Source organism: Kitasatospora sp. NPDC101183 (assembly GCF_044767945.1).
Classification (GTDB): Bacteria; Actinomycetota; Actinomycetes; order Streptomycetales; family Streptomycetaceae; genus Kitasatospora.
Map to the genome: position 1 here is coordinate 22382 of NZ_JBIWOW010000004.1, position 26213 is coordinate 48594.

The 26213-nt window shown below is 74.2% G+C and carries 26 protein-coding genes and 1 pseudogene; 15 read left to right on the top strand and 12 right to left on the bottom strand.

Features of this window, described 5'->3' with window-relative positions:
• Positions 1–26 precede the first annotated feature (26 nt).
• The 5 genes from ACIRRS_RS05765 (at position 27) to ACIRRS_RS05785 (ending at position 5019) form a co-directional block, all read left to right on the top strand.
• Positions 27–419 (top strand): thioredoxin family protein, encoded by a 393-nt coding sequence (locus tag ACIRRS_RS05765; RefSeq protein ID WP_402965567.1) that lies wholly within the window; start codon positions 27–29, stop codon positions 417–419.
• A gap of 121 nt (positions 420–540) precedes the next feature.
• Complete coding sequence (locus tag ACIRRS_RS05770) at positions 541–1284, top strand: alpha/beta fold hydrolase (RefSeq protein ID WP_402965570.1); 744 nt, start codon at positions 541–543, stop codon at positions 1282–1284.
• Between the two features lie 179 nt (positions 1285–1463).
• Positions 1464–2906 (top strand): dihydrolipoyl dehydrogenase family protein, encoded by a 1443-nt coding sequence (locus ACIRRS_RS05775; protein ID WP_402965573.1) that lies wholly within the window; start codon positions 1464–1466, stop codon positions 2904–2906.
• A 159-nt stretch (positions 2907–3065) separates the two neighbouring features.
• Positions 3066–4160: a WD40/YVTN/BNR-like repeat-containing protein gene (locus tag ACIRRS_RS05780; protein WP_402965576.1), complete on the top strand. Its 1095-nt coding sequence runs from the start codon at positions 3066–3068 to the stop codon at positions 4158–4160.
• Positions 4161–4236: 76 nt separating this feature from the next.
• The gene (locus tag ACIRRS_RS05785; RefSeq protein WP_402965579.1) at positions 4237–5019 is read left to right on the top strand and encodes a GNAT family N-acetyltransferase; all 783 of its coding nucleotides are present in this window, start codon (positions 4237–4239) and stop codon (positions 5017–5019) included.
• Here ACIRRS_RS05785 and ACIRRS_RS05790 read toward each other — a convergent pair.
• Positions 5016–5873 carry an EamA family transporter gene (locus tag ACIRRS_RS05790; protein WP_402965582.1) on the bottom strand — a complete coding sequence of 286 codons (858 nt, stop codon included), beginning with the start codon at positions 5871–5873 and terminating at the stop codon, positions 5016–5018. The genes ACIRRS_RS05785 and ACIRRS_RS05790 overlap by 4 nt on opposite strands.
• A 74-nt stretch (positions 5874–5947) precedes the next feature.
• Between ACIRRS_RS05790 and ACIRRS_RS05795 the strand changes: the two genes are divergently transcribed.
• On the top strand, positions 5948–6814 hold the full coding sequence (locus ACIRRS_RS05795) for a MurR/RpiR family transcriptional regulator (RefSeq protein ID WP_402965585.1): 867 nt from the start codon (positions 5948–5950) through the stop codon (positions 6812–6814).
• A 733-nt stretch (positions 6815–7547) separates the two neighbouring features.
• On the opposite strand, the gene ACIRRS_RS05800 is transcribed toward ACIRRS_RS05795, so the two are convergent.
• Positions 7548–8483, bottom strand: coding sequence for a DUF4436 family protein (locus ACIRRS_RS05800; protein WP_402965588.1), 936 nt, complete (start codon positions 8481–8483; stop codon positions 7548–7550).
• A gap of 144 nt (positions 8484–8627) precedes the next feature.
• On the opposite strand from ACIRRS_RS05800, the gene ACIRRS_RS05805 reads away from it, so the two are divergent.
• Complete coding sequence (locus ACIRRS_RS05805) at positions 8628–9665, top strand: LacI family DNA-binding transcriptional regulator (RefSeq protein WP_402965591.1); 1038 nt, start codon at positions 8628–8630, stop codon at positions 9663–9665.
• Positions 9666–9675: 10 nt separating this feature from the next.
• Here ACIRRS_RS05805 and ACIRRS_RS05810 read toward each other — a convergent pair whose 3' ends face one another.
• Together ACIRRS_RS05810 and ACIRRS_RS05815 are read right to left on the bottom strand one after the other, a co-directional pair.
• A complete protein-coding gene (locus ACIRRS_RS05810; protein WP_402965594.1) occupies positions 9676–10716 on the bottom strand; it encodes a sphingomyelin phosphodiesterase in 1041 nt (346 codons plus the stop codon).
• A 242-nt stretch (positions 10717–10958) separates the two neighbouring features.
• Positions 10959–11477 carry a GNAT family N-acetyltransferase gene (locus ACIRRS_RS05815; protein WP_402965597.1) on the bottom strand — a complete coding sequence of 173 codons (519 nt, stop codon included), beginning with the start codon at positions 11475–11477 and terminating at the stop codon, positions 10959–10961.
• Positions 11478–11585: 108 nt separating this feature from the next.
• Here ACIRRS_RS05815 and ACIRRS_RS05820 point away from each other — a divergent pair, with 108 nt between their 5' ends.
• Positions 11586–12716, top strand: coding sequence for a hypothetical protein (locus tag ACIRRS_RS05820; protein ID WP_402965600.1), 1131 nt, complete (start codon positions 11586–11588; stop codon positions 12714–12716).
• 55 nt (positions 12717–12771) lie between these two features.
• On the opposite strand, the gene ACIRRS_RS05825 is transcribed toward ACIRRS_RS05820, so the two are convergent.
• On the bottom strand, positions 12772–13248 hold the full coding sequence (locus ACIRRS_RS05825) for a MarR family winged helix-turn-helix transcriptional regulator (RefSeq protein ID WP_402965603.1): 477 nt from the start codon (positions 13246–13248) through the stop codon (positions 12772–12774).
• 128 nt (positions 13249–13376) lie between these two features.
• Here ACIRRS_RS05825 and ACIRRS_RS05830 point away from each other — a divergent pair, with 128 nt between their 5' ends.
• A complete protein-coding gene (locus ACIRRS_RS05830) occupies positions 13377–14159 on the top strand; it encodes a dioxygenase (RefSeq protein WP_402965606.1) in 783 nt (260 codons plus the stop codon).
• Between the two features lie 4 nt (positions 14160–14163).
• On the opposite strand, the gene ACIRRS_RS05835 is transcribed toward ACIRRS_RS05830, so the two are convergent.
• Entirely contained in the window at positions 14164–14811 is a 648-nt protein-coding gene (locus tag ACIRRS_RS05835; RefSeq protein WP_402965609.1) for an NAD(P)-dependent oxidoreductase, read from the bottom strand.
• Between the two features lie 148 nt (positions 14812–14959).
• Between ACIRRS_RS05835 and ACIRRS_RS05840 the strand changes: the two genes are divergently transcribed.
• Complete coding sequence (locus ACIRRS_RS05840) at positions 14960–15547, top strand: maleylpyruvate isomerase N-terminal domain-containing protein (RefSeq protein ID WP_402965614.1); 588 nt, start codon at positions 14960–14962, stop codon at positions 15545–15547.
• A 6-nt stretch (positions 15548–15553) separates the two neighbouring features.
• On the opposite strand, the pseudogene ACIRRS_RS05845 reads toward ACIRRS_RS05840, so the two are convergent.
• Both ACIRRS_RS05845 and ACIRRS_RS05850 read right to left on the bottom strand, forming a co-directional pair.
• Positions 15554–15937 (bottom strand): annotated as a pseudogene (locus ACIRRS_RS05845) (VOC family protein); the annotation flags it as partial.
• Between the two features lie 4 nt (positions 15938–15941).
• Positions 15942–16532, bottom strand: a complete 591-nt coding sequence (locus tag ACIRRS_RS05850; RefSeq protein WP_402965617.1) for a GNAT family N-acetyltransferase — start codon at positions 16530–16532, stop codon at positions 15942–15944.
• 95 nt (positions 16533–16627) lie between these two features.
• On the opposite strand from ACIRRS_RS05850, the gene ACIRRS_RS05855 reads away from it, so the two are divergent.
• From ACIRRS_RS05855 to ACIRRS_RS05865, 3 genes are read left to right on the top strand one after another with little or no spacing between them, the layout of a single operon-like run.
• Entirely contained in the window at positions 16628–17413 is a 786-nt protein-coding gene (locus ACIRRS_RS05855; protein ID WP_402965620.1) for an SDR family NAD(P)-dependent oxidoreductase, read from the top strand.
• Between the two features lie 23 nt (positions 17414–17436).
• The gene (locus ACIRRS_RS05860; RefSeq protein WP_402965623.1) at positions 17437–17865 is read left to right on the top strand and encodes a MerR family transcriptional regulator; all 429 of its coding nucleotides are present in this window, start codon (positions 17437–17439) and stop codon (positions 17863–17865) included.
• On the top strand, positions 17844–19379 hold the full coding sequence (locus ACIRRS_RS05865; RefSeq protein WP_402965626.1) for an AMP-binding protein: 1536 nt from the start codon (positions 17844–17846) through the stop codon (positions 19377–19379). Before ACIRRS_RS05860 ends, ACIRRS_RS05865 begins: the two co-directional genes overlap by 22 nt.
• Here the strand turns inward: ACIRRS_RS05865 and ACIRRS_RS05870 are convergent.
• On the bottom strand, positions 19372–20148 hold the full coding sequence (locus tag ACIRRS_RS05870) for a LuxR C-terminal-related transcriptional regulator (RefSeq protein ID WP_402965629.1): 777 nt from the start codon (positions 20146–20148) through the stop codon (positions 19372–19374). The genes ACIRRS_RS05865 and ACIRRS_RS05870 overlap by 8 nt on opposite strands.
• A gap of 159 nt (positions 20149–20307) precedes the next feature.
• Here ACIRRS_RS05870 and ACIRRS_RS05875 point away from each other — a divergent pair, with 159 nt between their 5' ends.
• Complete coding sequence (locus ACIRRS_RS05875) at positions 20308–21144, top strand: TIGR03084 family metal-binding protein (protein WP_402965632.1); 837 nt, start codon at positions 20308–20310, stop codon at positions 21142–21144.
• A 69-nt stretch (positions 21145–21213) separates the two neighbouring features.
• Positions 21214–21585, top strand: a complete 372-nt coding sequence (locus ACIRRS_RS05880) for a helix-turn-helix domain-containing protein (protein WP_402965635.1) — start codon at positions 21214–21216, stop codon at positions 21583–21585.
• A gap of 15 nt (positions 21586–21600) precedes the next feature.
• Here ACIRRS_RS05880 and ACIRRS_RS05885 read toward each other — a convergent pair whose 3' ends face one another.
• From ACIRRS_RS05885 to ACIRRS_RS05895, 3 genes are all read right to left on the bottom strand, one after another.
• Positions 21601–22206, bottom strand: a complete 606-nt coding sequence (locus tag ACIRRS_RS05885; protein ID WP_402965638.1) for a ClpP family protease — start codon at positions 22204–22206, stop codon at positions 21601–21603.
• 1 nt (position 22207) lies between these two features.
• Positions 22208–22840: an ATP-dependent Clp protease proteolytic subunit gene (locus tag ACIRRS_RS05890; RefSeq protein ID WP_402965641.1), complete on the bottom strand. Its 633-nt coding sequence runs from the start codon at positions 22838–22840 to the stop codon at positions 22208–22210.
• 108 nt (positions 22841–22948) lie between these two features.
• Complete coding sequence (locus ACIRRS_RS05895; RefSeq protein WP_402965644.1) at positions 22949–26209, bottom strand: error-prone DNA polymerase; 3261 nt, start codon at positions 26207–26209, stop codon at positions 22949–22951.
• Positions 26210–26213 lie beyond the last annotated feature (4 nt).

The window sequence follows — 26213 nt, forward strand, 5'->3', positions numbered from 1 at the left end:
TCCTCCGGAAGGGAAGGAATCACGAGATGAGCAACACGGTCGAGCTGACCAAGGAGAACTTCGACGAGATCGTCCCGGGCCCGGAGGGCAAGGACTTCGTCTTCATCGACTTCTGGGCGGGCTGGTGCGGCCCGTGCCGCCAGTTCGCCCCGGTGTACGAGAAGGCCGCCGAGCGCCACCCGGACCTGGTGTTCACCAAGGTGGACACGGAGGCGCAGCAGGAGCTGGCGGCCGCGTTCGGCATCCAGTCGATCCCGACGCTGGCGATCATCCGTGAGGGCGTCCTCGTGTTCTCCCAGGCCGGCGCGCTGCCGGAGTCGGTGTTCGAGGACCTGATCGGTCAGGCGCGCGGGCTGGACATGGCCGAGGTCAAGCGCAAGGTCGCCCAGGAGCAGGCGGCCGGGGACCGGCAGGCCTGAGCCGTGCGGTCGAGGGGCCCGGGGAGCGTGGTGCCCCCCGGGCCCCTCGCTGTGTGTCCGCGGGCGTCCTAGAGTCGGCGGGGAGGGCGATGGCCGCTCGGTGCGACGGGAGTGATCCGCGATGAGCACGTTCGTACTGGTCCCCGGTTTCTGGCTCGGCGCCTGGGCCTGGGAGGGGGTGGCCGGGCCGCTGCGCGCGGCCGGGCACGTGGTGTACCCGGTGACCCCGCCCGGGATCGCCGAACGGGCCGGTGAGACGGGCGAGTTGGGCCTTGAGGCGCGGATCGCCGACCTGGCGGACCTGCTGGTCCGGGAGGACCTGTGGGACGTGGTCCTGGTCGGGCACAGCGGTGCCTGCGCCCCGGTGGGCGGGGTGGCCGACCGGATGCCGGAGCGCGTCCGGCGGGTGGTGTACCTGGACAGCGGGCCGGTGGCGGACGGCGGTTCGCTGTACGACATGTGGCCGCCGTCCTACCGCGAGTTCGCCGAGGCCACGGTGGTGGACGGCCGGCTGCCGATGCCGCCCTGGGACGTCCAGTCCGCGGAGGGGGCCAGCACCGAGGGCCTGGACGAAGCCGTGCTCGCCGCCGTGTTCGAGCGCGCCACCCCGGAGCCGGTGGGGGCGTTCATGGACCGGCTGCGGCTGACCGGCGCCGGGGACGCCACGGCCAAGGCCCTGGTCTGCTGCTCGTTCCCGCTGGAGCAGGTGCGCGCGATGATCGCCTCCGGCCACCCGTGGTTCGCCGGGATGGACGGGCCGAACTGGGAGCTGCGCGAACTGCCCACCGGGCACTGGCCGATGTTCTCCCGGCCGGCCGACACGGCGGCGGTGCTGGCCGAGTTGGCCGCGCTGCCCGTCTCCTGATCTCCTGGCCTCCTGATCTCCTGGTCTCCTGAAGCACGCCCGTTGCGCGTGTTCGGCTGCGCGTACGGGCCGGGGCGGGCCAGGATGGTCGCCACGCCGGCCCCTCGAACGAGTGGCCGCGCCCGGCGCTCGGGGGCAGGCTCGGGCGGCGGGGCCGACGACAGCACGGAGGACCGGGCATGACCAGCAGCGCCGAGGAGTACGACGTCATCGTCCTGGGGGCCGGGCCGACCGGCGAGAACGTGGCCGACCGGACGGTCGCCGCCGGGCTGCGCACGGTGATCGTGGAGGCCGAACTCGTCGGCGGCGAGTGCTCGTACTGGGCCTGCATGCCCAGCAAGGCGCTGCTGCGCCCGGTCGCGGCACTGGAGGAGGCGCGCGCGGTGGCCGGGGTCCGGGAGGCGGTGGGCGACCGGGGGCTGGACGCGGCCGCGGTGCTCGCCCGGCGGGACTCCTTCGCCTCGAACTGGAAGGACGACGGCCAGGTGGGGTGGCTGCGCGACACCGGCATCGAGCTGGTGCGCGGCCACGGGCGGCTGGCCGGGGTCCGTACCGTCGCGGTGGAGGGGGAGGACGGCTCCGAGCGGGTGCTGACCGCCCGGCACGCCGTCGCCGTGTGCACCGGCAGCCGTCCGGTGCTGCCCTCCGGAGTGCCGGGCCTGGCCGAGGCGCACCCGTGGACCAACCGGGAGGCCACCGGCTCCCCCGTGGTGCCCGGGCGGCTGGCGGTGGTCGGCGGCGGGGTGGTCGGCGTGGAGATGGCGGCGGCCTGGCGGGCGCTGGGCTCGGAGGTCACGCTGCTGGTGCGCGGTGGGGGCCTGCTGCCGCGGATGGAGCCCTTCGCGGGCGAGCTGGTCGCGGACGGCCTGCGGGAGGCCGGGGTGGACCTGCGCTTCGGCGTCGAGGTGTCGGCGCTGGAGCGGGCGGACGGCTCCGGGCCGGTGACCCTCGTCCTCGGCGACGGGGAGCGGCTGACCGCCGACGAGGTGCTGTACGCGACCGGCCGGGCGCCGCGCACCGCCGACGTCGGGCTGGAGCAGGTCGGCCTGCGGCCGGGCGACTGGCTGGCGGTGGACGACAGCTGCACGGTGGTCGGGGTGGACGGCGAGTGGCTGTACGCCGCCGGGGACGTCAACCACCGGGCGCTGCTCACCCACCAGGGCAAGTACCAGGCCCGGATCACCGGGGCGACCATCGCCGCGCGTGCGAAGGGGCGTGCGCTGGACACCTCGCGCTGGGGCGCGCACTCCGCGTCCGCCGACATCGCGGGCGCGCCGCAGGTGGTGTTCACCCGGCCCGAGGTCGCCGCCGTCGGGCTGACCCTGGACTCCGCCCAGCGGGCCGGGCTGCGGGTGCGGGCCGTGGACCACGAGATCGGCGCCGTCGCCGGGGCCTCGTTGTACGCGGACGGGTACCGGGGGCGGGCGCGGGTGGTCTTCGACCTCGACCGCGAGGTGATCCTCGGCGCCTGCCTGGTCGGCCCCGGGGTGGCGGAGCTGCTGCACTCGGCGACCGTGGCCGTGGTCGGCGAGGTGCCGATCGACCGGCTCTGGCACGCGGTGCCCGCCTACCCGACGATCAGCGAGGTGTGGCTGCGGCTGCTGGAGGGCTGCCGGGGGTAGCGCCCTGGGCTGCATCGGAGTGCCCCGGGCTGCCCCGAACTGTCGCCGCGGTCCGAAACGGCCCGTCCGGGTGATCGGCGCGGCGAGATGTGACCGGCGGTCGACAGCGGGACACTGGCCGGGTGGGGGCGTCCGCGTCGCGACCAGGTGGTGTCAGGCATGACCGAGGTGCTGTTGGCAGTCGGAACCGAGAAGGGGCTCTTTCTCGGCCGCAGCGGTGACCGGATGAACTGGGAGTTCACCGGTCCGCACTTCCCGATGAACGCGATCTACTCCGTCGGCATCGACCGCCGCGAGGACCGCACCCGACTGCTGGTCGGCGCCGACAGCAGCCACTGGGGCCCGTCCGTCTGGCGCTCCGACGACCTCGGGGCCAGCTGGCAGGAGCCCGCCAGCCCCGCCGTCCGCTTCCCCGAGGCGACGGGCGCCTCGCTCACCCGGGTCTGGCAGCTCCAGCCCGCCGGGGCCGAGGCACCCGGCGTCGTCTACGCCGGCACCGAGCCCGCCGCGCTGTTCCGCTCCACGGACGGCGGGGAGAGCTTCGCCCTCGTCGACTCGCTGTGGAACCACCCGCAGCGCGCCGACTGGGGCGCCGGCTACGGCGGCCAGGGCCTGCACACGATCCTCACCGACCCGCGCGACCCGCAGCGGCTGCTGGTCGCCGTCTCCAGCGGCGGCGTCTACCGCAGCAAGGACGGCGGCGACACCTGGGAGCCGTCCAACACCGGGCTGCGCGCCGAGTTCTTCCCCGAGGAGCGGCAGTACCCCGAGTTCGGGCAGTGCGTGCACAAGATCGCCCAGGACCCGGTCCACCCGGACCGGCTCTACCTGCAGAACCACGGCGGCGTCTACCGCAGCGACGACTGGGGCGCGAGCTGGCGCTCCGTCGCGGACGGGCTGCCCGCCGAGTTCGGCTTCGCCGTCGCCGCGCACCCGCGCCGGGGCGACACCGCGTACCTCTTCCCGCTCGGCGGCTCGGACGACCGCATCCCGCCCGGCCGCCGCTGCCGGGTCTTCCGCACCACCGACGGCGGCAGCAGCTGGCAGCCGCTCGCCCAGGGGCTGCCCGGCGAGGACCACTACGGCATCGTGCTGCGCGACGCGCTGCGCACCGACGACGCCGACCCCGCCGGGATCTACTTCGGCAACCGGACGGGCGACGTGTACGGCAGCCGCGACGAGGGCGAGAGCTGGCAGCTGCTCAAGTCCCACCTGCCGGACGTGCTCTGCGTCCGCGCGGCGGTGGTCAGCTGAAAATCCGTTGCGCCCCGCCCCCGTTCGTGGTGAGCATGAACCGCCGACGAACGATCTCACAGGACAGGGGTGGGCCATGGCGGAACCGGACAGGGTGATCAGGCACAACGGCGCGGGCGTGCCCGTGCTGAGCTACCTCCCGGGCGAGCGGGAGGGCCGGCCGTGGGCCGACCTGCTGGAGGTGCTGGACGGCGCCCCGGACGATACGGCGGACGCGGCGGCGCTCATCCGGGCCGAACTGCCCGGCTGGGTGGTCTCCGGCACCCCCGAACTGGGGCGGGAGCTGGTCGCACAGGGCGCGAGCATCCTGCGGCACGCCCACACCATGCGGCGCGACCTGCTCGCCGACCCCCCGCCCGCCGACTGGGCCGGGGCACCGCTGCGCGAGGGCGCCCGGGCCGTGCCCAGCGACCGCGCGCCCGAGGAACTGCTGGAGGCCTGGCGCGCCGCCTTCGCCCCCGGCCACGTGGACCACTTCCCCGGCGACGACGCCCGGGCCCTGGCCGAGCGGCTCGGCCCGCTGCTCGCCGGGGAGGCGATCGGCCCCGTGCTGCCCTCCAGCCTGCTCGCGGTGGACGCCGAGAACCGCGTGATCGCGGGCCTCACCCTCACCGACCGCGACGGCCTCCCCTGGGTCGCCGAGGTGTTCCGCGACCCGGCGCGCGGCTACCCCGGCCTCGGCGGCGACCTGCTCCGCCTCGCCATCGCCGACCTCGCCGCACGCGGCGGCGAGCACCTGACGCTCGTGGTGTCGGAGGGCAATCCGGCCCGCCGGCTCTACGAGAAGCTGGGCTTCGGCCTGGTGGAGACCTCGCTGACGGTGATCGTCCCCGAGCCTGCCCAGGGCCTTGCGAGCTAGGGTCTCGCCAGTTCGAGCACCGCGATCCCGGTGAGCACGGTGGCGGCTGCGGTCATCCGCAGCCGCCCCAGCCGCTCGCGGAACACCACGGTGGCGATCACCGCCGCGATCACGATGCTCGTCTCGCGCAGGGCCGCGATCGAGGCGAGGTTCCCCCGGGACTGCGCCCACACCACCAGCCCGTACGCCGTCAGCGAGAGCACCCCGCCCAGGACGCCCACCGGTACCAGCGGGCCGACCCCGGCCAGCAGCCCCGGGCCACGGCGCAGCCGGGCGATCAGGGCGAGGACCGGGCCCTGGAGCAGGAACAGCCAGGCCACGTAACCGCCGACCGTCCCCGCGTGCCGGACTCCGCTGCCGTCCAGCACCGTGTACCCCGCGATCATCACGCCCGTGCCGAGGGCCGCCCCCAGCGCGGGCAGCTGCGCCCGGCCGGGTATCCCCCGGGCGAAGGCCAGCCCGATCAGGCCGCAGCAGATCACCAGCACGCCCGCCAGCTCGCCGACGCCCAGGTGCTGGCCCAGCACGGCCACCGACAGCACCGCCACCAGCAGCGGCGCCGAACCGCGCGCTATCGGGTACATCTGCCCGAAGTCGCCCAGCTCGTAGGCCCGCAGCAGCAGCACCGTCGAGGCCACCTGGACGGCCACCGAAGCCAGCAGGTACGGCCAGGAGGCGGCCGCCGGCAGCGGGTTGAGCACCACCAGGACGAGCGCGACGGCGGTGTACGTCAGGTTGATCAGCGCGAAGCCGACCAGCTTGTCCGGAATGCGGTGCGCCAGGCCGTTCCAGACCGCGTGCAGCACGGCCGCCGTGAGGACGGCCAGCGGCACGGCCGCAGCGACTCCGGGCATGACAGGACTCCCCTCGAACGGGCCCGCCGGAAATCCGGCGGGCCTGGAACCGGATTCCACGCTACCCTAGATCCATGGAAGAGCGTTCCGAATTTCTCACGCCGCTGGAATCCGGGCTCGCCGCGCGGATCCGGGCCCGGCTCGGCGAACTGCGCGGCAGCGAGGCCCGCGTCGCGCAGGTGGTGCTCGACCGGGGCTCCGAGCTGGTGCACCTGAGCGTCAGCGACGTCGCGGAGCTGGCCGGGACGGCCCCCTCCTCCGTCGTCCGGGCCTGCCAACGGCTCGGGTTCCGGGGCTACCAGGAGCTGAAGATCGCCGCCGCCCGGCAGGCCCCGGCCGCGACCCCCGCCCTCGACGACTCCGGGGACCCGGCCGCCCGGGCGCTCGCCGAGACGCTGCGCACCTCGCGCGCGGCGCTGGACGGCCTGACCGCCACCCTCACGCCCGAGGACCTGCGAGCAGCCGCGGAGCTGCTGGACGGCGCGAGCCAGGTGGTGCTGGTCGGCATGGGGCTCTCCGGCGCGGTGGTGCTCGACCTCTCCTACCGGCTGCGCGCCCTCGGCATCCCCGTGGACGCCCCCGCCGACCCGTTCACCGCCCAACTCGCCGCCTCCGTCCTGCCGCCCACCGGCGTCTGCCTCGCCGTCAGCCACACCGGCGCCACCCGCTCGGTCGTCGACACCGCCCGCCGCGCCCACGCCGCCGGCGCCGCCGTCCTCGCCCTCACCAGCTACGCCCGCTCCCCCCTCACCGAAACCGCCACCCGCACCCTCGTCGCCGGCGGCCAGGACCTGGTCTTCGGCCTCGAAACCACCGCCAGCCGCCTCGCCCACCTCGCCACCGTCGACGCCCTCGCCCAGACCCTCCTCACCCTCCGCGGCCCCAAGGCCGAACGGGCCCTGCACCTCTCGGAGGAGATCTGCGCCGACCACGCGTACTGAGGCCGGGCGGCCCGGGCGCGACTCCACCACCGGCCAGCGGCCGGCGGCCGGCGGCGATGCCGCGCGAGAGCGAAGGCGCTGCTGGCGGCCGTAGGACGGGGCGGGCGACGGGCGGCCGCGCGTAGGAAGTCGGCTGGGCCGACTTCGCAGGCGGCGCCGAGCGGGCGGCCAGGGCAGTGGCCGCCGGGGAGCGAGAGGCGATCGTGCGCAGGAAGTCGGCCCGCTCGACTTCCTGCGCACCCCTACCGGCAGCGAGCGCAGCGGACGACGCCCGGGTGGGCGGCCCGGGCGTCGACGACCGGCGGGCGGCGCCGGGGCCAGTGGCCCGGCCGGGTGGAAGCGTGCGGGTGGAGCTCCGGGGGGTGGCTGTGGGAACAGGCGCGCGGCAGGCTGCGGCGCGCAGGACGTCGGCGGGCTCGACTTCCTGCGCGACTCGATCACCCGGCCCGCAGCCCGGGCGGAGGTGTCGGGGGCGGGTGGCAGGCCCGGCTGCACAGGAAGTCGGCTGGGGCGACTTCCTGCGCAGCCACGGTGGCGGCGGGTAGCGGCACCGAGGCAGAGGTGCCGGGTGGCCGCGCGTGGGCGGAGGCATCGCGTGTGGTCGCAGGGGGCGGGCGGCAGGCCAGAGGCGGAGATGCTGGGTGGGCGCGCAGGAAGTCGGCGAGGTCGACTTCCTGCGCGGCCCGGGCGTCGGGGAGTGCGGTGGGCGGCAGCGCGTGGGGAGAGTGGCGGGTCAGGGTGGGGTGGGGTGGCCGGATTCGGTGCGGGTGCCGCGGGTGACGACGAGGGTGAGGCCTACGGCGACGAGGAGTTCCGCCCAGAAGAAGGCCGCGTAGTCGAAGAGGGAGCCGATGGGCGGGTTGCCGGGGGCCGCGTTGCGCATGCCGACGAGGGCGAAGAGGGTGGCGGCCATCCAGCTGAGGGCGGGCCAGACGAGGCCGCGGCGCTGGTGGACGATCAGTCGGGCGGCGACCAGGACGGACAGGGCCAGCGCCCACATCGCCGCGATCATGAACCAGGCGAGGATGAAGGTGCTGCGGGAGCGGCTGATCCGCTCGGTGACGGCGACGGCGCCGCCCTCGTCCGCTGCCTGGTCGCTGCGGTTGAAGGCGAAGAAGGGGTCGGCCTCCTCGATCTCGATCACCACCGGGACGGGCCGCCCGCCCGCCGTGGCCTGGAAGCCGATGGCCGCGTGGTAGCGGTCGAACGGGTAGTCGGTGAGCCGCCCGTCGAAGAGGTCGAAGGAGACGGCGCCCGCCGCGATCTGCTGCCCGGCCGGGTACTTGAGGGTGGTCTGCTCCAGGGAGGTGGTCTCCAGCACCACGTCCTGGGCCGGCACCAGCAGGGTCTCGGGCCCGGCCAGGGCGCCCTGGGGCTGGACGAGCACCTTGGTGACGAGTGTCTGCGCGGCCGCGTCCACCTTCTGGAGCACCACGTGCACGGTGAGGTGGTCCGGGCCGGGGGCGGTGCCCACGGTCTGGGCGTGGCCCCGGCTGGAGCGTTCGTCGAGGTAGAGCAGCAGTCCGGCGGCGACGAGCACCACGATCGCCGCCGCCAACGCGTAGGCCCGCCAGGGCCTGACCCGGGTGCGCGGGGGCGGCGCGGCGGCCGCTCGCGCCCCCGCGCGAACGCGTACGCGGATCCGAGGGCGGTGCGGCAGCGCGCTCATGGATCGGCTCCCCCGTCTCCGGGTCTGTCCTGCCGAGGGTCTGTCCTGCCGACCACCCTCGGTTCGGCCCTCCCCCGCCCGCAACCGCAGGGGCCCGATCGAGCGGAAAGCCACTGGTCGGAGCCGCTGTGTAGGCTCCCGGTCATGGCAAGGGTGACGCGGGACGATGTGGCACGGCTGGCGGGGACGTCGACCGCGGTCGTGAGCTATGTGATCAACGACGGGCCGCGCCCGGTGGCGGCGGCGACCCGTGAGCGGGTGCTCGCGGCCGTCGCGGAGCTCGGCTACCGGCCCAACCGCGTCGCCCAGGCGATGGCCCGCCGCCGCACCGACCTGCTCGGGATGATCGTTCCGGACGCCCGCCAGCCCTTCTTCGCCGGGCTCGCCCACGCCGTGGAGCAGGCCGCCGCCGAGCACGGCCGGCTGCTGCTGATCGGCAACTCCGACTACGCGGACGAGCGCGAGGCCCACTACATCCGCGCCTTCCTGGGCATGCAGGTGGACGGCCTGATCCTGGTCACCCAGGACCCGTCGACCCCCGGCCTGAGCGGCTTCGACGCGGTGGACGGCACCCCGGTCGTCCTGCTGCACCACCGGACGGAGACCCCGAACGGCGTCGCCGTGGTGGCGGACGACGAGGGTGGCGCCCGGGACGTCGTACGGCACCTGCTCGGCCACGGGCACACCGAGGTGCACTGCTTCGGCGGCACCTTCTCGCTCAGCCCGCTCGACCCGGTGACCTGCCGCACGGCCGGCTGGGCCGCCGCGATGGCCGAGGCCGGGCTGGGGACGGACGGCCTGCTGACCGGGGCGCCGTTCGACCGCGTCCGGGCGCACACCGAGGCGCTGGCGCTGCTGGCCCGCCCCGACCGGCCGTCCGCCGTGTTCTGCGCGACGGACGACCAGGCGATCGGGCTGCTGCGGGCGGCCGACGACCTGGGCATCCGGGTGCCGGAGGACCTCGCGGTGGCGGGGTTCGACGACATCGCCGAGGCGGTGATCGCCGGCCCGGCGCTGACCACCGTCACCACGGCGCAGGACGAGATGGCCCGGGCCGCGCTGGAGCTGGTGCTGGGCGGGGCGCAGCAACGCGCGGCTGGCGTGCGGACGTTCCCGGCCAAGGTGGTGCTGCGGCGCTCCTGCGGCTGCCCGGCACCTGGCCGGGCAGCCGTCAACGCTTGAACGAGGAGCGTCAGTTGATCTGGAAGGTGGCCTCGACCGGGTAGTGGTCGCTGGGCGCCCGGGTGTCCAACTGGCCGGGCGTCCAGCCGGCCTGCGGGTCGAAGTCGATGGCCACGGTGGACATCGAGGCGGGCATCGGGCGGCCGGGGGCGTTGAGGTAGCCGATGTAGTCGAGGTCGTCCCGGTAGTCCTTCGGGAAGGTCTCGACGCCCGCCATGTACTGGCACCAGGAGGAGACCGGGCAGTCCATGGTGGTGCGGTTCTGCGCGGGGTCGGTGGCCGGGGTGCCGAGCACGCCGTTGACGGCGTTCTGGGCGTTGGCGTAGTCGCCGCGGCTCTGGCCGTGGAAGTACTCGACGTTGAGGTCGCCGCCGATCAGCACGGGGGCGCTGCTGCCGACGATCCCGTCCACCCAGGCGCGGATCTCGGCGAGCTGGCCGAGCCGGGTGGACTGGGTGGTATCGGTGGAGGTGCCGTCCTCGTCGGCCTGGAGGTGGGTGCCGACGACCCAGGCGGTGCTGCCGTTCTTGTTCACCTTGACCAGGGCGGCGCCCTTGTTGGCGTGGTAGTCCCAGGTGCCGTAGGTGGAGTTGGAGTAGACGTGCGCGTACTGGGCGGCGATCGGGTACTTGGAGAGGATCATCGTGCCGCCGTTGATGACGAACCACGAGTTGGAGCAGTTGCCGCTGACGCCCGTCCAGCCGCCGCCGGAGCAGGTCTGGCCGACGACCGGGGTGCGGTACGGGTAGAGGTCGGCGAGCTTGGCGTTGATGTCGGCGGTCGAGCTGTTGTTGAACTGCTCGTCCAGGATGACGACGTCGGCGTTGTGCTGACGGACGATCTGCTCGACCACCGGGGTGCGGCGGGCGGCCTGCTCGTTCTGGGTGCTGTCGACGACGGCGGTGCCGAGGTCGACGTTGAAGGCGAACACGGACAGCGTGGTGGGGCTCGCGGAGGCGGTGCCGGCCGAGGCGGTCGGGGCGGTGCCGCCGAGCAGCAGTGCGGCGGCGGCAGCTGTGGTGAGGGCGGTGGCCGTGCGACGCGAGAGCATGGGCGTTCTCCTGGTGAGGGATTCCGTCGATCCGGTGGGGTCCGGCGCCCGTCGGCCGGGCGCCGGGGATCGGCGGAGGAACGCTAGCTACTGCTCGGTACATCGGGAAGAACGCCAGGCGAGCAGTTCAGATCGCATCCGTGGCGTCGAGGTGTCTGTACAGCTCAGGTCGGGTGGCTGACAAGGTGTCTGTACAGCATCGTCACATCTGCCGACGGCGATCGGGGGCGGCCCACACGCCGTCAGCCGTCGAGCAGTTCGTCCGCGAGCAGATCCATCAGCAGGTTGTCGTGCCACGTGCCGTCGGAGCCGCGCTCGTACTGGCGCATGGTGCCGACGGGGCGGAAGCCGACCTTGGCGTAGCAGCGGATCGCGGCGGCGTTGTCGGCGGCCGGGTCGATGATCAGCCGGTGGTAGTGGTGGTCGCGCACCAGGTGGCGGGCCATGGTGCGCACCGCGTCGGTGCCCAGGCCCACGCCGTGGACGGTGGGGTCGAGGTAGAGGTCCATGCCGGCGTGCCGGTACTCGTCGTCGTTGTTGGCGTACCACTGGACGGCGCCGATCACCTTGCCGCCGACGTCCACGGCGTACGTCTCCGTCTCCGGGTCCTCCAGCTCCGTGGCGACCTCGCCGGCCAGGTCGTCGCCGCCGCGCCAGCGGGCGAACACCTCGGGCGTGGCGCGGATGGCCGCCAGGGCCGGGATGTCCTCCTGGGTGGCCGGGCGGAGCGTGACGAGGGTGCCGTGCAGAATCGTCCCCATATGGGGCATGTTGGCACGGAAACCCGCCTCCGGCCAGCGGTTTTGCGGGACGGGGGCGAGGGATACCGCGTTGCCCGCACACCTGGCCGACCTGGATGATGCTCCCTCGTGACTCATCTGATTACCGTCATCGCGATCATTACGATCATCGCGCTGATCAATAGATCGCGCAGTGCCAAGACCACCGTCACCCACGGGAACCTGGCACGGGTCGACGTCGACTTCGACGCCGCCGCCTACGGGCTCGTCCCGCGCGAGCGGCTGGACGCGCGCCGCTCCGGGCCGCCGGCCGCGCCGCACGTGCGCAAGGAGCAGCAGGCGGTGGCCGACGCCGCCTGGGCCGGCGACTGGCGGGCCGCCGCCGCGTACGTCCGGGCCGCCGGGACGGACTGGGACGAGCGCTGGTTCCGGCTGGAGCTGCTGGACTCCATCGCGGACGAGGACGAGGCCTGGGTGAAGGCCTGGCGCGCGGGCGACCCGGGCGACTGCGACGCCGCCGCGCTGGAGGCCAGCCGGATGGTGTCCAAGGCCTGGGAGATCCGGGGCAACAAGTACGCGAACGAGGTGCCCGAGGAGGACATGAACGCCTTCCGGGCGATGCTGCCCGCCGCCATCGAGGCGGCGAAGCGGGCCTCCCTGCTCGACCCGGCCAACCCGGCGCCCTGGGTGGTGATGCTCACCGCCGCGCGCGGGGCGCAGTACGAGCCGGAGCAGTTCGAGGAGCTGTGGAACGGCCTGGTCGAGCGGGCGCCGCACCACTTCGCGGGCCACGCCCAGGGGCTCCAGTACTGGTGCGCCAAGTGGTTCGGCTCGGACCGGAAGATGACGGCCTTCGCCGAGCGGGCGCTGGACTCCACCCCGGCCGGCAGCCCGCTGGCGGGCATCTACCTCTACGGGCTCTCCGAGCTGCGGGAGCGCGAATCGCTGGGCTCGATGTCCACGGACGACCGGCGCAGGCGCCTGCTCCAGGTCGCGGACTCGCTGGCGACGGTCCGCCCGGACGACCACCGGCTGCCCGGGCTGCGGCACCTGCTCGCGTACTACGCCGGGCAGGCGGGCCTCCACCAGATCGCGCTGGACCAGTTCCGGGCGATCGGCCCGTGGTGCGGCGCCCACACCTGGGGCAAGGAGGGGGACGACCCGGTGGTGATCTTCGAGATCGCCCGCGCCGAGGCCGTGCGCCGCTCCGGCGCCGCGCCGCTGCCGCCGGAGCTGCGGCCCAAGGCCGGGCTGGGCTGATCCCGAGGCCCCCCGACCGTCGAGGGGCGAGTGCCGCACGGGCGCCCCCCGACGGTCAGGGGGCCTCGTCCCTGCGCAGGCGGGCGCTGACCTCGCCCAGGCCCTCGGCGAGGACGGCGAGCTGCTCGCGGGTGAGCACGTCGATCAGCAGCTCGCGCACCAGGGCGACGTGGCCGGGCGCGGCCTGGCGCATCATCTCCCGCCCCTGGTCGGTGAGTTCGGCGATGACGCCGCGCACGTCGCTGGGGCAGGAGCGGCGGGCGACCAGGCCCTGGCGCTCCAGTTGAGTGACCTGGTAGGTGAGGCCACTCTTGGAGGTGACCAGCCTGTCGGCGAGTTCGGTCATCCGCAGGGAGTCGCCGGGCGCCGCGGAGAGGTGCACCAGGATCTCGTACTGCTGGTGGGAGAGACCGGAGTCCTCCTTGAGCTGGCGCTCCAGGCGGCGGTTGAGGAGGTTGCTCGCGGTGACGAAGCCCCGCCAGGCGGCCATCTCGTCCTGGTCGAGCCAGCGGGGTTCGTTCGGTGAGGACATGGGGCCGAGTCTACTCCTGTTGTTCAAATTCGAACGAAGGTGTACGGTCGGTCAGTAGAGGTTCAAATTTGAACTACTGCTGGACCCATCCTTCGAGTTGCCTCTCGAGTTGTCCCGAGGAGGACGCCATGAGCACCGCGGCCCCCGAGCGCATGCCCACCCTGTACCTGTCGCACGGCGCGCCGCCGCTCGCCGACGACCCGGTCTGGCCCGGTCAGCTCGCCGCCTGGTCGGCGGACCTGCCGCGCCCGAAGGCCGTGCTGATGGTCTCCGCCCACTGGGAGGAGGCGCCGCTGGCCCTCGGCGCCGTCACCACCGTGCCGCTGGTGTACGACTTCTGGGGCTTCCCCGAGCACTACTACCGGGTCCGGTACGCCGCCCCCGGCGCGCCGGAGCTGGCCGAGCGCGTGCGCAAGCTGCTGCGCGCCCCCGGCACGCCCGTCCAGGACATCCCCGACCGGGGGCTGGACCACGGCGCGTACGTCCCGCTCGTGGAGATGTACCCGGAGGCCGACGTCCCCGTCCTCCAGGTCTCCATGCCCACCCTGGACCCGCAGCGGCTCATGGAGATCGGGCGCAGGCTCGCCCCGCTGCGCGACGAGGGCGTGCTGATCGTCGGCAGCGGGTTCTTCACCCACAACCTGCGGGCGCTCAGCAGCGACGGCCGGGTCAGCTCGGTGATGACCGAGTTCGACGACTGGGGCCGGCGCGCCCTGGCCGCCCACGACCTGGACGCGCTGCTCGACTTCGAGCACAAGGCCCCGGCCGGGCGACTGGCCCACCCGCGCACCGAGCACTTCGCGCCGCTGTTCGTCACCCTGGGTGCCGGGGAGGCCGACCTGGACAGCCAGCGCAGCGTCATCGACGGGTTCTGGATGGGGCTCGCCAAGCGGTCCGTCCAGTTCGGATGAGGTTCTAGAGGGCGCAGCAGGTGAAGCGCTCGCCGATGTGCTCGGGCTGCTCGATCTCGTCCACCAGGGCGGCCGCGTAGTCCGGCACCGTGATCCGGCTGCGGCCGTGGAGGTCGGTGAGCAGCAGGTCCAGGCCGGTGTGGTAGCGGCCGGAGCGCGCGCCGGGGTGGATGTCGGCGGCCGGGCTGAGCACCGTCCAGCGCAGGTCGGTGACCGTCCGGTAGTAGTCCAGGGCGGCGCCGTGGGCGTGCATGATCTGGAGGACGGGCTCCGGCAGGGCCGGCTCGTCCCAGACCAGGACGCCCGGGGCCGTCTCCAGGCTGCCCGCCCCGCCGACCGCGATCAGCCGGGGTGCGGCGCCGCCGAGCGTGCGCAGGCCCTCGACGAGGGAGCGGGCCGCGGGCTCGATCAGGGCGACGTGGCCCGGGCCGTCACCGCCGCCGACGGCGCTCACCAGGACGTCCTGGCGGGCGGCCGCCCGCGCCACGTCGGCCGGGGAGAGGACATCGCCGCGTTCGACGAAGGCGGCGTCCCCCCGGAAGCGGTCCGGGTCACGGACAACGGCGGTCACCTCGTGGCCGCGGGCCACGGCCTCCTCGACGACGGCGCCGCCGATGGTTCCGTTGGCGCCGATCACGGCGATTGCGGCCATGGGGTACCTGCCTGCTCGTCGGGTGCGGTGAGGGTTGCGGTGGAGGTTCAGCGGGGGGGTTCAGATCGATTATCGGACGATCCGCCCGTGACGGCCGGGGCGTTCGTCCTATCGTGTGACGGTCCATCGATCTCGAACTGGAGTGACCGTGCGCAACGGCGACGCCGTACGAACCGCCCTCGACGCCTCCCTGGAGGTGCTCACCCCGCACGCCGGGGACCACGACTGGGACCGCCCCGCCGGACCGCTGGAGTGGAGCTGCCACGAGACCGCCGCCCACATCGCCCACGACCTGCTCGCCTACGCCGGCCAGGTCGCCGCCCGCCCCCGGGACCGCTACCTGCGGTTCGACCTCACCGTGGAGCCCGAGGCCGACCCGGCCCAGGTGCTCACCGTGGTCCGCGCGGCCGGGCAGCTGCTCGCCACCGTCCTCGACGCGGCCCCGCCGGAGCTGCGCGCGTACCACCACGGGCCCTGCGACCCGCCCGGCTTCGCCGCGATGGGCGTCGCCGAGACGCTGCTGCACACCCACGACATCACCCGGGGGCTGGACCTGGCCTGGCAGCCGCCCGCCGACCTGTGCGCCTTCGTGCTCGACCGGCTCTTCCCCGACGCACCGGGCGGCGAGGCCGCAGAGGTCCTGCTCTGGTGCACCGGACGCGGGGAACTCGAGGGCCGCCCGCGCAGGACCTCGTGGAACTGGCGGGCGGCCAGGGGCGAGTGGCCCCAGGAGTAGCGCCTACGCGCCGCCGGTGGCGACGCGCTCGGGCCCGCTGCGCTCGACGCAGAACTCGTTGCCCTCCGGGTCGGCGAGGGTGACCCAGCCCGTGCCGTCCGGGCGGCGGTGGTCCCCCACCACGGTGGCGCCCAGGGCCAGCAGGTGCTCGACCTCCTCGTCGCGGGTGCGGCCCTGCGGCTGGAGGTCGAGGTGCACCCGGTTCTTCACCGACTTGGTGTCGGGCACCCGGATGAAGAGCAGCGAGGCGCCGGCCGACTCCACCACGGCCATCGGGTCACCCTCCTCGTCGTCCTCCGCGAGGGAGCCGTCCAGGGCCTTCGCCCAGAAGGTCGCGAGGGCGAAGGGGTCGGCGCAGTCGATCGTCACGTGTCGTACCAGAGAAGCCATGCGGCTACTCTGGCCTGCGGTGTTGCGGTGCGTCCAGCCTTTTCCTGGCATGCCGGTGGCCGTCCAGCGGGTAGTCCGGCGGCAGGGCCGACAGCACCTCCTCGAAGCGGTAGCCGCACTTCTCCGCCACCCGGCAGGAGGCCTCGTTGTCCACCTGGTGCAGCAGGTCGATCCGCTCCAGGCCGGAGGCGGCGAAGGTCTCGAACGCCCAGGCCGTGAGCACCTCCACCGCGCGGGGCGCGACGCCCCGGCCGCGCGCCGGGGCGGCCGTCCAGTAGCCGACCTCGGCCACCGACGGGAGGGGGCCGCACTTGAGCGCCACGTTGCCGAGCAGTTCCGCCCCGGCGGTGTCGGGAACGGCTGCGTCAAGGACGGCATAGGAGTACCGGCTGCCCGCCGCCCAGCCCTCGCGCTGCCGGGCCAGCCAGCGCGACGCCGACTCGGCGTCGTCGACGGGCCGGCGGGTGAAGTGGCGCAGCGTCTCGTCCCGGTGGGCCTCGATCAGCGCGGGCAGGTCGGCCTCCTCGAAGGGCCGCAGCAGCAGGCCCTCGGCGACGGGCAACGCCCGTACCGGCACGCCCTGGTGGTCGCTCATGACGGTTCTCCCCCACGGAATCGGCGAGCTGACGGACGTGACCCTACTCAATCCGCTTGACCCTGCCGTTGGCGGCAGGGTCGGACAGTGGCGGCATGAGCGAGAACAGCATGAGCGAGAACGACGAGAGTACGGAGCAGGGCCGGGTCGTGGTGGTCACCGGGGCCGGCACGGGGATCGGCCAGGAGACGGCGTGGGCGTTCGCGGCCGAGGGGGCGCGGGTGCTGGCGGTCGGGCGGCGGCCGGAGCCGCTGGCGCGGACGGCGGCCGCGCACCCGGGGCTGATCGAGCCGCTGGTCGCGGACGTGACCGGGCCGGACGCGCCGGAGACCGTCGTCGGGGCGGCGCTGGAGCGGTTCGGGCGGCTGGACGTCCTGGTCAACAACGCCGGGATCGTGAGGAGCGGACAGCGGGTCGGCGACTACGACCGGGCCGGGGTGGAGGCGCTCCTCGCCACCAACCTGGTCGCGCCGGTGCTGCTCGGGCAGGCCGCGCTGCCGGCCCTGGAGGCGAGCCGGGGCGTGGTCGTCAACGTCAGCACGGCGGTCGGGCAGCGCGGCTGGCCGTCCAACTCGGTGTACGCGGCGAGCAAGGCCGCGCTGGAGACGGTCACCCGCAGCTGGGCGGTGGAGCTGGCGCCGCGCGGGATCCGGGTGGTGGCGGTGGCGCCCGGCGCGATCGACACGCCCATCGCCGACCACTCCGGCTACACCCCCGAGCAGCGCGCGGCCGTGCGCGCGTGGCAGCTCGACCACACCCCGCTCGGGCGGGTCGGGAGGCCCGGGGAGGTCGCCTGGGCGATCGCCCGACTCGCCTCGCCGCAGGCCTCCTTCGTGACCGGCGTAGTGTTGTCCGTCGACGGGGGCGCGCTGGTGTCCTGACGCGGGGGCGGGGGCGGGGCCGGGTGCGGATCGGGGAACTGGCACGGCGGTCGGGCAGTACGGCCCGGGCGCTGCGGCACTACGAGCAGGCCGGGCTGATCGGCTCCGCGCGGGCGGCCAACGGCTACCGCGAGTACGAGGAGTCGGCCGTCCTGCGGGTGCGCAACATCCGGGCGCTGCTGGCCGCCGGGCTCACCCTGGAGGACGTCCGGCCGTTCCTCGGCTGCCTGGACGGGGACGTGCTCGCCCGGCCGCCCTCCGAGGAGGCGCTGCGGATCGCCCGCAGGAGGCTCGCCGTGCTGGAGGAGCGCGTCGCGGCCCAGACCGAGGCCCGGGACCGCTTGGCCGCGGCTCTCGCGGCGGTGGACACCGAGGACGACACCCCCGATCGGGGGTGTGCGCGGGGGCTCGCACGGGGAACAGTGGGCGCATGCAGATTCCACTCTCCGTGATGGACTTCCTCGACCGGGCCGAGCTGGTCTACGGCGACCGGGTCGGCATCGTCGACGAACCGGTGCAGCCGGCCGAATCCTGGGGCGAGCTCTCGTACGGCCGGGTGGCCGAACTGGCGCGGGCGCAGGCCGCCGGGCTGGACCGGCTGGGCGTCGGGCCCGGCGAGCGGGTCGCGATCGTGTCGCACAACTCGGCGCGGCTGCTCACCGCCTTCTTCGGGGTGAGCGGGTACGGGCGGGTGCTGGTGCCCGTCAACTTCCGGCTCAGGGCCGAGGAGGTGTCGTACATCGTCGAGCAGAGCGGCGCTTCCGTCCTGCTCGTCGACCCCGAACTCGCCGACGCGCTGGGCGGGGTGGTGGCCAAGCACAAGTTCGTGCTCGGCGCGGACAGCGACGCGGTGCTGTACGACTTCGAGGGCACGCCCCGCCGGTACGCCGTCGGTGAGAACGACACCGCCACCATCAACTACACCAGCGGCACCACCGCCCGCCCCAAGGGCGTCCAACTCACCCACCGCAACCTGTGGTTGAACGCCACGACGATGGCCCTGCACTACGGCGCGAGCGACCGGGACGTGTACCTGCACACCCTGCCGATGTTCCACGCCAACGGCTGGGGCCTGCCGTTCTCCCTCACCGGGCTCGGCGCTCGGCACATCGTGCTGCGCAAGGTCGACGGCGCGGAGATCCTGCGCCGCGTCGAGCGGCACGGGGTGACCTTCCTGTCCGGGGCGCCCGCCGTGGTGCAGATGGTCCTCGACGCCGCCGCCGACTGGGACGGGCCCGTGCCCGGCCGGGACAAGGTGCGGATGATCGTGGCCGGCGCCCCGCCGCCCACCTCCGTGGTGCAGCAGGTCGAGGAGCAACTCGGCTGGGAGTTCATGCAGTTGTACGGACTGACGGAGACCTCCCCGATCGTCACCGTCAACCGCTCGCGCGCCGAGTGGGACGACCTTCCGGCCGGCGAGCGGGCCGAGAAGCTCGTCCAGGCCGGCTCCCCCGCGCTCGGCACCCGGCTGAAGGTCGACGCCTCCGGCGAGGTGCTGGTGCGCTCCAACACCGTGCTGGACGGCTACTGGCAGCAGCCCGAGGCCAGCGCCGAGGCGCTGCGGGACGGGTGGTTCCACACCGGGGACGGCGGCGTCCTGGAGGAGGGGCGGCTGACCATCTCCGACCGGAAGAAGGACGTCATCATCAGCGGCGGGGAGAACGTCTCCTCGATCGAGGTCGAGGACTGCCTCTACGCCCACCCCGCCGTGGCCGAGGCCGCGGTGATCGGGGTGCCGCACGAGAAGTGGGGCGAGACGGTCAAGGCGCTTGTCGTGCTCCGGGAGGGCCGCGAGGGCGTCACCGAGGCCGAGTTGATCGCGCACTGCAAGGAGCGGCTGGCCGGCTACAAGTCGCCGACCTCGGTGGAGTTCCGGGACGCGCTGCCGCGCACGGCGACCGGGAAGCTGCAGAAGTTCGTGCTGCGCGAGGCCTATTGGGCCGGGCGGGACCGGCAGGTCAACTGAGCAGGCCCGACTCCCGCGCGGCGAGGGCGAGTTCGGTGCGGTTGCGCACACCGAGCTTGTGCATCGCGGACTTGAGGTAGCCCGTCACGGTGTTGCAGGTCAGGCCCAGGTGGGCGGCGATCTCCGGGTTCGTCCGGCCGGTCGCCGCCCAGCGCAGCACCTCGTGCTCGCGCGGGGTGAGGGCGGGCGCCGCCTTGCGGGGCCTGCTCCAGCGGGCGGCGCCCTCCAGCGCCCTGGTCGCCGTCCGGACGAGGGTGCCGACCGCGGAGATCCGCACGTCCCCGAAGGGCACCACGTCGCGCAGGGAGGCGTACACCACGCCGTGCACCGTACCGGTGGCGTCCAGCAGGGGGACGGTGAGCATCGCGAACAGGCCCTCGGCGGTGACGGCGGCGTCGTGGTCGTGGGAGATGGTCGTGGCGGCGCGGTAGTCCGGCACCCAGGTGGGCGCGCGTTCGGCCAGGGCCCGGCCGCCGAGGCCCGTACCGATCGGGACGGGGCGGTCGTGCAGCAGGTCGGCGCGGGTGCCGGCCCAGTGGCGCAGCACCATGCCGCCGTCGGGGACGGCCTCGGGGACCCCGACCAGGCCGACGTCCACCCCGCACTGGGCCACCACCCGGCGCGCGAGGTCCCCCAGCACGGCGGCGCGCACCAGCTCGGCGGCGGCCGCGTCCACCGCGTCGTCGGCGTTCGCGGCGTTGACGGCTTTCGCGGCGTTGACGGCTTTCGCGGTGGGGGTGGCGGAGGTCCGGTGGCGGGCCCTTGTCATCGCGGAATTGTCACACGCGGTACGGGCGGTGGCGAGGACCCCGGCGCGGGCGTTTCCGCCGGTCCCGTCCGTCGTGCACGACCTGGCGGGAGGGACTGGCAGTGGGCTACCGGTGGGTAGGAGTATCGGCGCGGTGACGGCTGAGGACGAGGAGCGGTGATGGCGGCAGAAGACGTGGTGGCCGGGCTGGTGGCGGACCTGGCGGCGGAGAGCGCCGTGGTGGACGCCCTGGTCGCGGGGCTCACGGAGGAGGGCTGGGCGCTGGCCACGCCCGCCGAGGGGTGGACGGTGGCGCACCAGATCGCCCACCTGGCCTGGACGGACGACTGGACGCTGCTCGCGGCCCGCGATCCGGAGGGGTTCCGGGCGGCGATCGGGTCGTGGACCTCCACGGAGAACCCGGCGGAGGACCCCGTGGAGGACCCGGTGGAGGACCCGGTGGAGGCGGGCGCGAGGGAGGGCGCGGCCGCGGCGCCGGCGGTGCTGCTGGAGCGGTGGCGGGCCGGGCGGGAGGCCGTCGCGGCGGCCCTGACGGCGGCCCCGGCGGACGAGCGGCTGCCCTGGTTCGGCCCGCCGATGAAGCCCGCCTCGATGGCGACGGCCCGGCTGATGGAGACCTGGGCGCACGGGCAGGACGTCGCGGACGCGCTCGGCCTCGCCCGGGAGCCCACCGACCGCCTGCGGCACATCGCCCACCTCGCGCTGCGCACCCTCGGCTTCGCCTTCGCCCTGCACGGCCTGCCCGTGCCGGAGCAACCCGTGCGGCTCGAACTCACCGCCCCGGACGGCGGGTTGTGGACGTTCGGCCCCGCCGGGGCGACGGACGTGGTGGCCGGGCCCGCCCTGGACCTGTGCCTGCTGGTCACCCAGCGCCGCCACCGCGACGACCTCGCCCTGACGGCCACCGGGCCCGTCGCCACCGCCTGGCTGCCCCTCGCCCAGGTGTTCGCCGGGCCTCCGGGGAAGGGGCGGGAGGCTTCGGGCCCCTCCTCCTGAGGGAGAGACTTCTCCGAGGGCAGAACGTCGGGCCCTTCCCCTGGCGGCCCGGGTGCCTAGGCTGGAGGGGTGAGCACCGATGCGCCCAAGGAAGCCCGTGTCATCCCGCTGCGGCCGAAGGAGGCCCCGCGGCCGCCCGCCCGTCGCGAGCCGCTCTGGCGCGACCTCGTCGGGGACGTGCTGCGACGCGAACGGCTGGCCCAGGAGCGGACGTTGAAGGACGTCGCGGAGGAGGCCCGGATCTCGATGCCGTACCTGTCGGAGCTGGAGCGCGGCCGCAAGGAGGCCTCCTCCGAAGTCCTCGCGGCCGCGGCCCAGGCCCTCGGGCTGGGCTTGGGCGACCTCCTCTCGCTCGCCTCGCGGGAGTTGACCCGTCACTCCCGTACCCAGGCCTCCTCGAGCCGGGTGGGCCGCGGCGACGGACTCTGCCTGGCCGCGTAGCTCAGCCCTCCACGTTCAACCGGCGAACGCCAGGCGGCGGGTCAGCACCTCGTCGGCGAGGCCGTAGGCGACGGCCTCCTCGGCGGTGAGGATCTTGTCCCGGTCCATGTCCGCGCGCAGCGTCGCCGCGTCGTGGTGCGTGTGCCGGGAGAGGACCTCCTCCACCTGGGAGCGGATGCGCACCATCTCCTTGGCGGCGAGGCTGAGGTCGGAGACCGTCCCGCGCCGGCCGCCGCTGGCGGGCTGGCCGAGGAGCACCCGGGCGTGCTGGAGCACGAACCGCCGCCCGGGGTCTCCGCCCGCGAGGAGCACGGCCGCCGTGGAGGCCGCCTGGCCGACGCAGAAGGTGGAGATCGGGCACTGCACGAAGGCGAGCGTGTCGTAGATCGCCATCAGCGAAGTGAACGACCCGCCGGGCGAGTTGAGGTAGATCGAGATCTCCCGCTCGGGGTTCGCGGCCTCCAGGTGGAGGAGCTGGGCGATGACGACGTTGGCGACGCCGTCGTCGATCTCGGTGCCGAGGAAGATGATCCGCTCGTTGAGCAGCCGGCTGAACACGTCGTAGGAGCGCTCGCCCTGCGCCGTGCGCTCGATGACGTACGGGACGGTGTAGGAGCCCATGTCACAGCCCCATTCGCGGGCGCGAGGAGGCCGGGCGGATGTCGGTGAGCGACTCGACCACCTTGTCCACGATCCCGTACTCCCGGGCCTGTTCGGCCGTGAACCAGCGGTCCCGGTCGCCGTCGCGGCGGATCGTCTCCTCGCTCTGGCCGGTGTGCTCGGCGGTGATCCGCTCGATGGACCGCTTGGTGAACTCCAGGTTCTCCGCCTGGATCTCGATGTCCGCGGCACTGCCGCCGATGCCCGCCGAGGGCTGGTGCATCATGATCCGCGCGTTGGGCAGGGCGAACCGCTTGCCCGCGGCGCCCACGCTGAGCAGGAACTGGCCCATGCTGGCGGCGAACCCCATCGCGAGGGTGGAGACGTCGTTGGGGATCAGCCGCATGGTGTCGTAGATGGCCAGGCCCGAAGTGACGGACCCGCCGGGGCTGTTGATGTACAGGCTGATGTCGGTGCGCGGGTCCTCCGCGGAGAGCAGCAGCAGCTGGGCGCAGACCCGGTTGGCCGACACGTCGTCGACCTGGGTGCCGAGCAGGACGATCCGCTGGGCGAGCAGGTTCGCCGCGAGGTGGTCGTCGAAGCGGCTGGGCGGGGTGTCGCCCTCCTCCGCCCGGGGCGCGAGGGTGGTGGGCATGGGGGCCTCCCGATCGATGAGTTGGGCCTTCCCCTCCACTGTCGGCGCCGTGCGGTCGGACCGGGAGGCTTCTCTGCCCGCCGCAGATTCGCTGGGGGCAGAGCCCGTTCAGGGCCCGAGGCGCAGCGGGGTGAGCCGGGTGGCGATCAGGTTGGTGGCGCCCCGGTCGCGCTCGACGTGGCCGTGGACGAGGAGGCCGGCGCGGTCGAGGGCCGTACGGCGCTGGGACTCCCAGACCGGGCGGTTGCAGATCACGTTGATCAGGCCGGTCTCGTCCTCCAGGCTGAGGAAGAGCACTCCCCCGGCGGTGGGCGGGCGCTGCCGGTGGGTGACGAGGCCGCCGACGACCACGGCCGTTCCCGGTGGCACGTCGGGGAGTTGGGCGGCGGAGACGGCGCCGCCGCGGTCGAGGTGGGCGCGCAGGTGCTGGAGGGGGTGGCTGGTGGCGGAGGTGCCGGTGGCCCAGAGGTCGGCGATGGTCTCCTCGATCGGGCTCATGCCGGGCAGGTCGGGGGCCTCGGCGCCGGGGGTGGTGCCGGGCAGCAGGTCGGCCGACGACGTACCGGCGAAAGCGCCTGCTGACCACAGGGCCTGACGTCGCGCCAGTCCGAAGCAGTCGAAGGCGCCGGCGGTGGCGAGCGCCTCCAGGGCGGGGGCGGGCAGGCCGGTGCGGCGGGCGAAGTCCTCCAGGTCGGCGTAGGGCCGGCCGGCGGCGATCGCCTCGGCCTGCGGGGCCCCGATGCCGCGGACGGTCAACAGGCCGAGCCGGATGGCGGGCTGGGGCTTCCCCGCGGTGAGCGGCGGGGTGGGGACGGGGCCCCGGTACGGCTCCAGGGTGGGGCGCGGGTCGCTGGCGTTGACGTCCACCCCGCGCACCCGGACGCCGTGGCGCCGTACGTCCGAGACGAGGCTGAGCGGGGAGTAGAAGCCCATCGGCTGGTTGGCGAGCAGGGCGCAGGTGAAGGCCGCCGGGTAGTGGTACTTGAGCCAGGCGCTGATGTACACCAGGTGGGCGAAGCTGATCGCGTGGCTCTCCGGGAAGCCGTAGTTGGAGAAGGCCTCGATCTTGCCGTAGACGTCCTCGGCGACCTCGGCGGGGATGCCGCGCTCGGCCATGCCGCCCAGCAGCCGCTCGCGCAGCCGGGCGACGCGTTCGTGGGAGCGCTTGGCGCCCATGGCCTGGCGCAGCCGGTCGGCCTCGGCGGGGGTGAACCCGGCGCAGTCGATGGCGAGTTGCATCATCTGCTCCTGGAACAGCGGCACTCCGAGGGTCTTGCCGAGGGCGTTCTCCATCAGCGGGTGCGGGCAGCCCGCCGGTTCGACTCCGGCGCGGCGGCGCAGGTAGGGGTGGACGGAGCCGCCCTGGATGGGGCCGGGGCGGATGAGGGCGACCTCGACGACCAGGTCGTAGAAGTGGTCGGGCTTGAGGCGGGGCAGGGTGGCCATCTGGGCGCGGGACTCGACCTGGAAGACGCCGACGGTGTCGGCGCGGCGCAGCATCGTGTACACGCCGGCGTCGTCGGCCGGGATGGTGGCCAAGTCGTAGCGCGGGCCGTGGTGTTCGGCGATCAGGTCGCAGGCGTCGTGGAGGGCGGCGAGCATGCCGAGGCCGAGCAGGTCGATCTTCACCAGCCCGGCGCCGGCGGTGGACTCCTTGTCCCACTGGAGGACGGAGCGCCCCGGCATCCGGGCCCACTCGGTGGGGCAGATCTCGCCGATCGGCTCGCGGGTGAGCACCATGCCGCCCGAGTGGATGCCCAGGTGGCGTGGCAGGCCGTGGAGTTGGGTGGCGAGGGAGAGGACGTCGGCGGGGATGACGGCGTCCGCGCCGGGGGCGGAGCGGAAGTCGGTCTGCCGGCTGAAGGCGTCGACCTGGCCCTGGGGGTAGCCGAGCACCCGGGCGGCGTCGCGGATGGCCAGCCGGGGGCGGTAGGTGATCACGTTGGCGACCTGGGCGGCGTGGTCGCGGCCGTAGCGGCGGTAGACGTACTGGATGACCTCCTCGCGGCGGCGGTTCTCGATGTCCAGGTCGATGTCGGGCGGCCCGTCGCGGGCGGTGGAGAGGAAGCGCTCGAAGAGCAGCCTGTAGTGGATCGGGTCGACGGCGGTGATCCCGAGGGCGTAGCAGACCGCCGAGTTGGCGGCGGAGCCCCGGCCCTGGCACCAGATGTCCTCGCGGCGGCAGAAGTCGACGATGTCGTGGACGATCAGGAAGTAGCCGGCCAGGTCGAGGTCCTCGATGACGTCGAGCTCCTTGGCGAGCTGGCGGCGGGCGGCGGCGTTGCCGGGGCCGAAGCGCGGCGGGCCTCCGGCCGCGACCAGGGCGCGCAGGTGGCTGATCTCGGTCTCGCCCTCGGGGACGGGGTAGCCGGGCAGTTCGGGGTCGAGGCGGGCGAAGTCGAAGGCGCAGGCGCGGCCGAGTTCGGCGGTGGCCCGCTGGACGCCGGGGAAGCGGGCCAGGCGGGCGGCCATCTCGCGGCCGGAGCGCAGGTGGGCGGTGCCGGCGGCGCTGGTCCAGCCCGCCGCGTCCTGGAGGGTGCGGCGGTCGTGCAGGGCGGCGAGGCTCTGGGCGAGGCGGCCCTGGGCGGGGGCGGCGTGGTGGGCGTTGGTGGAGGCGACGGTGGTCAACTTCTGACGAGCGGCGAGGGCGGCGAGGGCGTCGTTGCGGCGGTCGTCGCCGGGGAGCCACTGGTCGATCAGTTCGACGTGGACGTTCTCACGGCCGAAGGCCTCGGTGAGGGTGTGGAGTTGGCGCTCGGCCCCGCGCTCGTCGGGCAGTGCGGCCGGGACGCGGCCGAGGCGGCAGCCGGTGAGCACCGCCCAGTGGCCGCCGTGGGCGTCGGCGAGGGCGGCGACGTCGTACGCGGGGCGGCCCTTGGCTCCGCCGGACAGGTGGGCGGAGGCGATCGCGGCGGAGAGGCGGCGGTAGCCGGAGGGGTCGCGGGCGAGGACCAGCAGGTGTTCGGTGGCGTCGCCATGACGGATCGTCAGTTCGGCGCCGAAGGCGGTGGCCACGCCCGTGCCCCGGGCGGCCTCGGCGAGGCGGACGGCGCCGTAGAGGCCGTCGTGGTCGGTGATCGCGAGGGTCTCCACGCCGAGGCGGGCGGCCTCGGCGGCCAGGGCCTCCGGATCGCTGGCGCCGTCGAGGAAGCTGAAGGCGGAGTGGACGTGCAGTTCGGCCCAGGGTTCGCTGTCGGGGGTGGGGGGCTTCTCGGAGTGCTTCTCGGCGGGCTTCTCGACGGGCTTCTCGGCGGGGCGGTGCAGGGGGACGACGACCGGGCGCTCGGGTGTGGTGCTGCCGCCGCCGGTGCCGGTCAGGCGGCGGTGCAGTTCGCTCCAGGGGAGGGTGGGGTGGCTGGTGAAGCCCATCGGG

Excerpts from the sequence above, each read along its gene's own strand:
- ACIRRS_RS05815 (WP_402965597.1), bottom strand. The coding sequence starts at position 11,477 with ATGGGGACGATTCTGCACGGCACCCTCGTCACGCTCCGCCCGGCCACC.
- ACIRRS_RS05795 (WP_402965585.1), top strand. The coding sequence starts at position 5,948 with ATGGAAGAGCGTTCCGAATTTCTCACGCCGCTGGAATCCGGGCTCGCC.
- ACIRRS_RS05810 (WP_402965594.1), bottom strand. The coding sequence starts at position 10,716 with ATGCTCTCGCGTCGCACGGCCACCGCCCTCACCACAGCTGCCGCCGCC.
- ACIRRS_RS05805 (WP_402965591.1), top strand. The coding sequence starts at position 8,628 with ATGGCAAGGGTGACGCGGGACGATGTGGCACGGCTGGCGGGGACGTCG.
- ACIRRS_RS05765 (WP_402965567.1), top strand. The coding sequence starts at position 27 with ATGAGCAACACGGTCGAGCTGACCAAGGAGAACTTCGACGAGATCGTC.
- ACIRRS_RS05830 (WP_402965606.1), top strand. The coding sequence starts at position 13,377 with ATGAGCACCGCGGCCCCCGAGCGCATGCCCACCCTGTACCTGTCGCAC.
- ACIRRS_RS05875 (WP_402965632.1), top strand. The coding sequence starts at position 20,308 with ATGGCGGCAGAAGACGTGGTGGCCGGGCTGGTGGCGGACCTGGCGGCG.
- ACIRRS_RS05790 (WP_402965582.1), bottom strand. The coding sequence starts at position 5,873 with ATGCCCGGAGTCGCTGCGGCCGTGCCGCTGGCCGTCCTCACGGCGGCC.
- ACIRRS_RS05800 (WP_402965588.1), bottom strand. The coding sequence starts at position 8,483 with ATGAGCGCGCTGCCGCACCGCCCTCGGATCCGCGTACGCGTTCGCGCG.
- ACIRRS_RS05825 (WP_402965603.1), bottom strand. The coding sequence starts at position 13,248 with ATGTCCTCACCGAACGAACCCCGCTGGCTCGACCAGGACGAGATGGCC.
- ACIRRS_RS05770 (WP_402965570.1), top strand. The coding sequence starts at position 541 with ATGAGCACGTTCGTACTGGTCCCCGGTTTCTGGCTCGGCGCCTGGGCC.
- ACIRRS_RS05785 (WP_402965579.1), top strand. The coding sequence starts at position 4,237 with ATGGCGGAACCGGACAGGGTGATCAGGCACAACGGCGCGGGCGTGCCC.
- ACIRRS_RS05890 (WP_402965641.1), bottom strand. The coding sequence starts at position 22,840 with ATGCCCACCACCCTCGCGCCCCGGGCGGAGGAGGGCGACACCCCGCCC.
- ACIRRS_RS05870 (WP_402965629.1), bottom strand. The coding sequence starts at position 20,148 with ATGACAAGGGCCCGCCACCGGACCTCCGCCACCCCCACCGCGAAAGCC.
- ACIRRS_RS05855 (WP_402965620.1), top strand. The coding sequence starts at position 16,628 with ATGAGCGAGAACAGCATGAGCGAGAACGACGAGAGTACGGAGCAGGGC.
- ACIRRS_RS05775 (WP_402965573.1), top strand. The coding sequence starts at position 1,464 with ATGACCAGCAGCGCCGAGGAGTACGACGTCATCGTCCTGGGGGCCGGG.
- ACIRRS_RS05835 (WP_402965609.1), bottom strand. The coding sequence starts at position 14,811 with ATGGCCGCAATCGCCGTGATCGGCGCCAACGGAACCATCGGCGGCGCC.
- ACIRRS_RS05850 (WP_402965617.1), bottom strand. The coding sequence starts at position 16,532 with ATGAGCGACCACCAGGGCGTGCCGGTACGGGCGTTGCCCGTCGCCGAG.
- ACIRRS_RS05885 (WP_402965638.1), bottom strand. The coding sequence starts at position 22,206 with ATGGGCTCCTACACCGTCCCGTACGTCATCGAGCGCACGGCGCAGGGC.
- ACIRRS_RS05865 (WP_402965626.1), top strand. The coding sequence starts at position 17,844 with ATGCAGATTCCACTCTCCGTGATGGACTTCCTCGACCGGGCCGAGCTG.
- ACIRRS_RS05780 (WP_402965576.1), top strand. The coding sequence starts at position 3,066 with ATGACCGAGGTGCTGTTGGCAGTCGGAACCGAGAAGGGGCTCTTTCTC.
- ACIRRS_RS05895 (WP_402965644.1), bottom strand. The coding sequence starts at position 26,209 with ATGGGCTTCACCAGCCACCCCACCCTCCCCTGGAGCGAACTGCACCGC.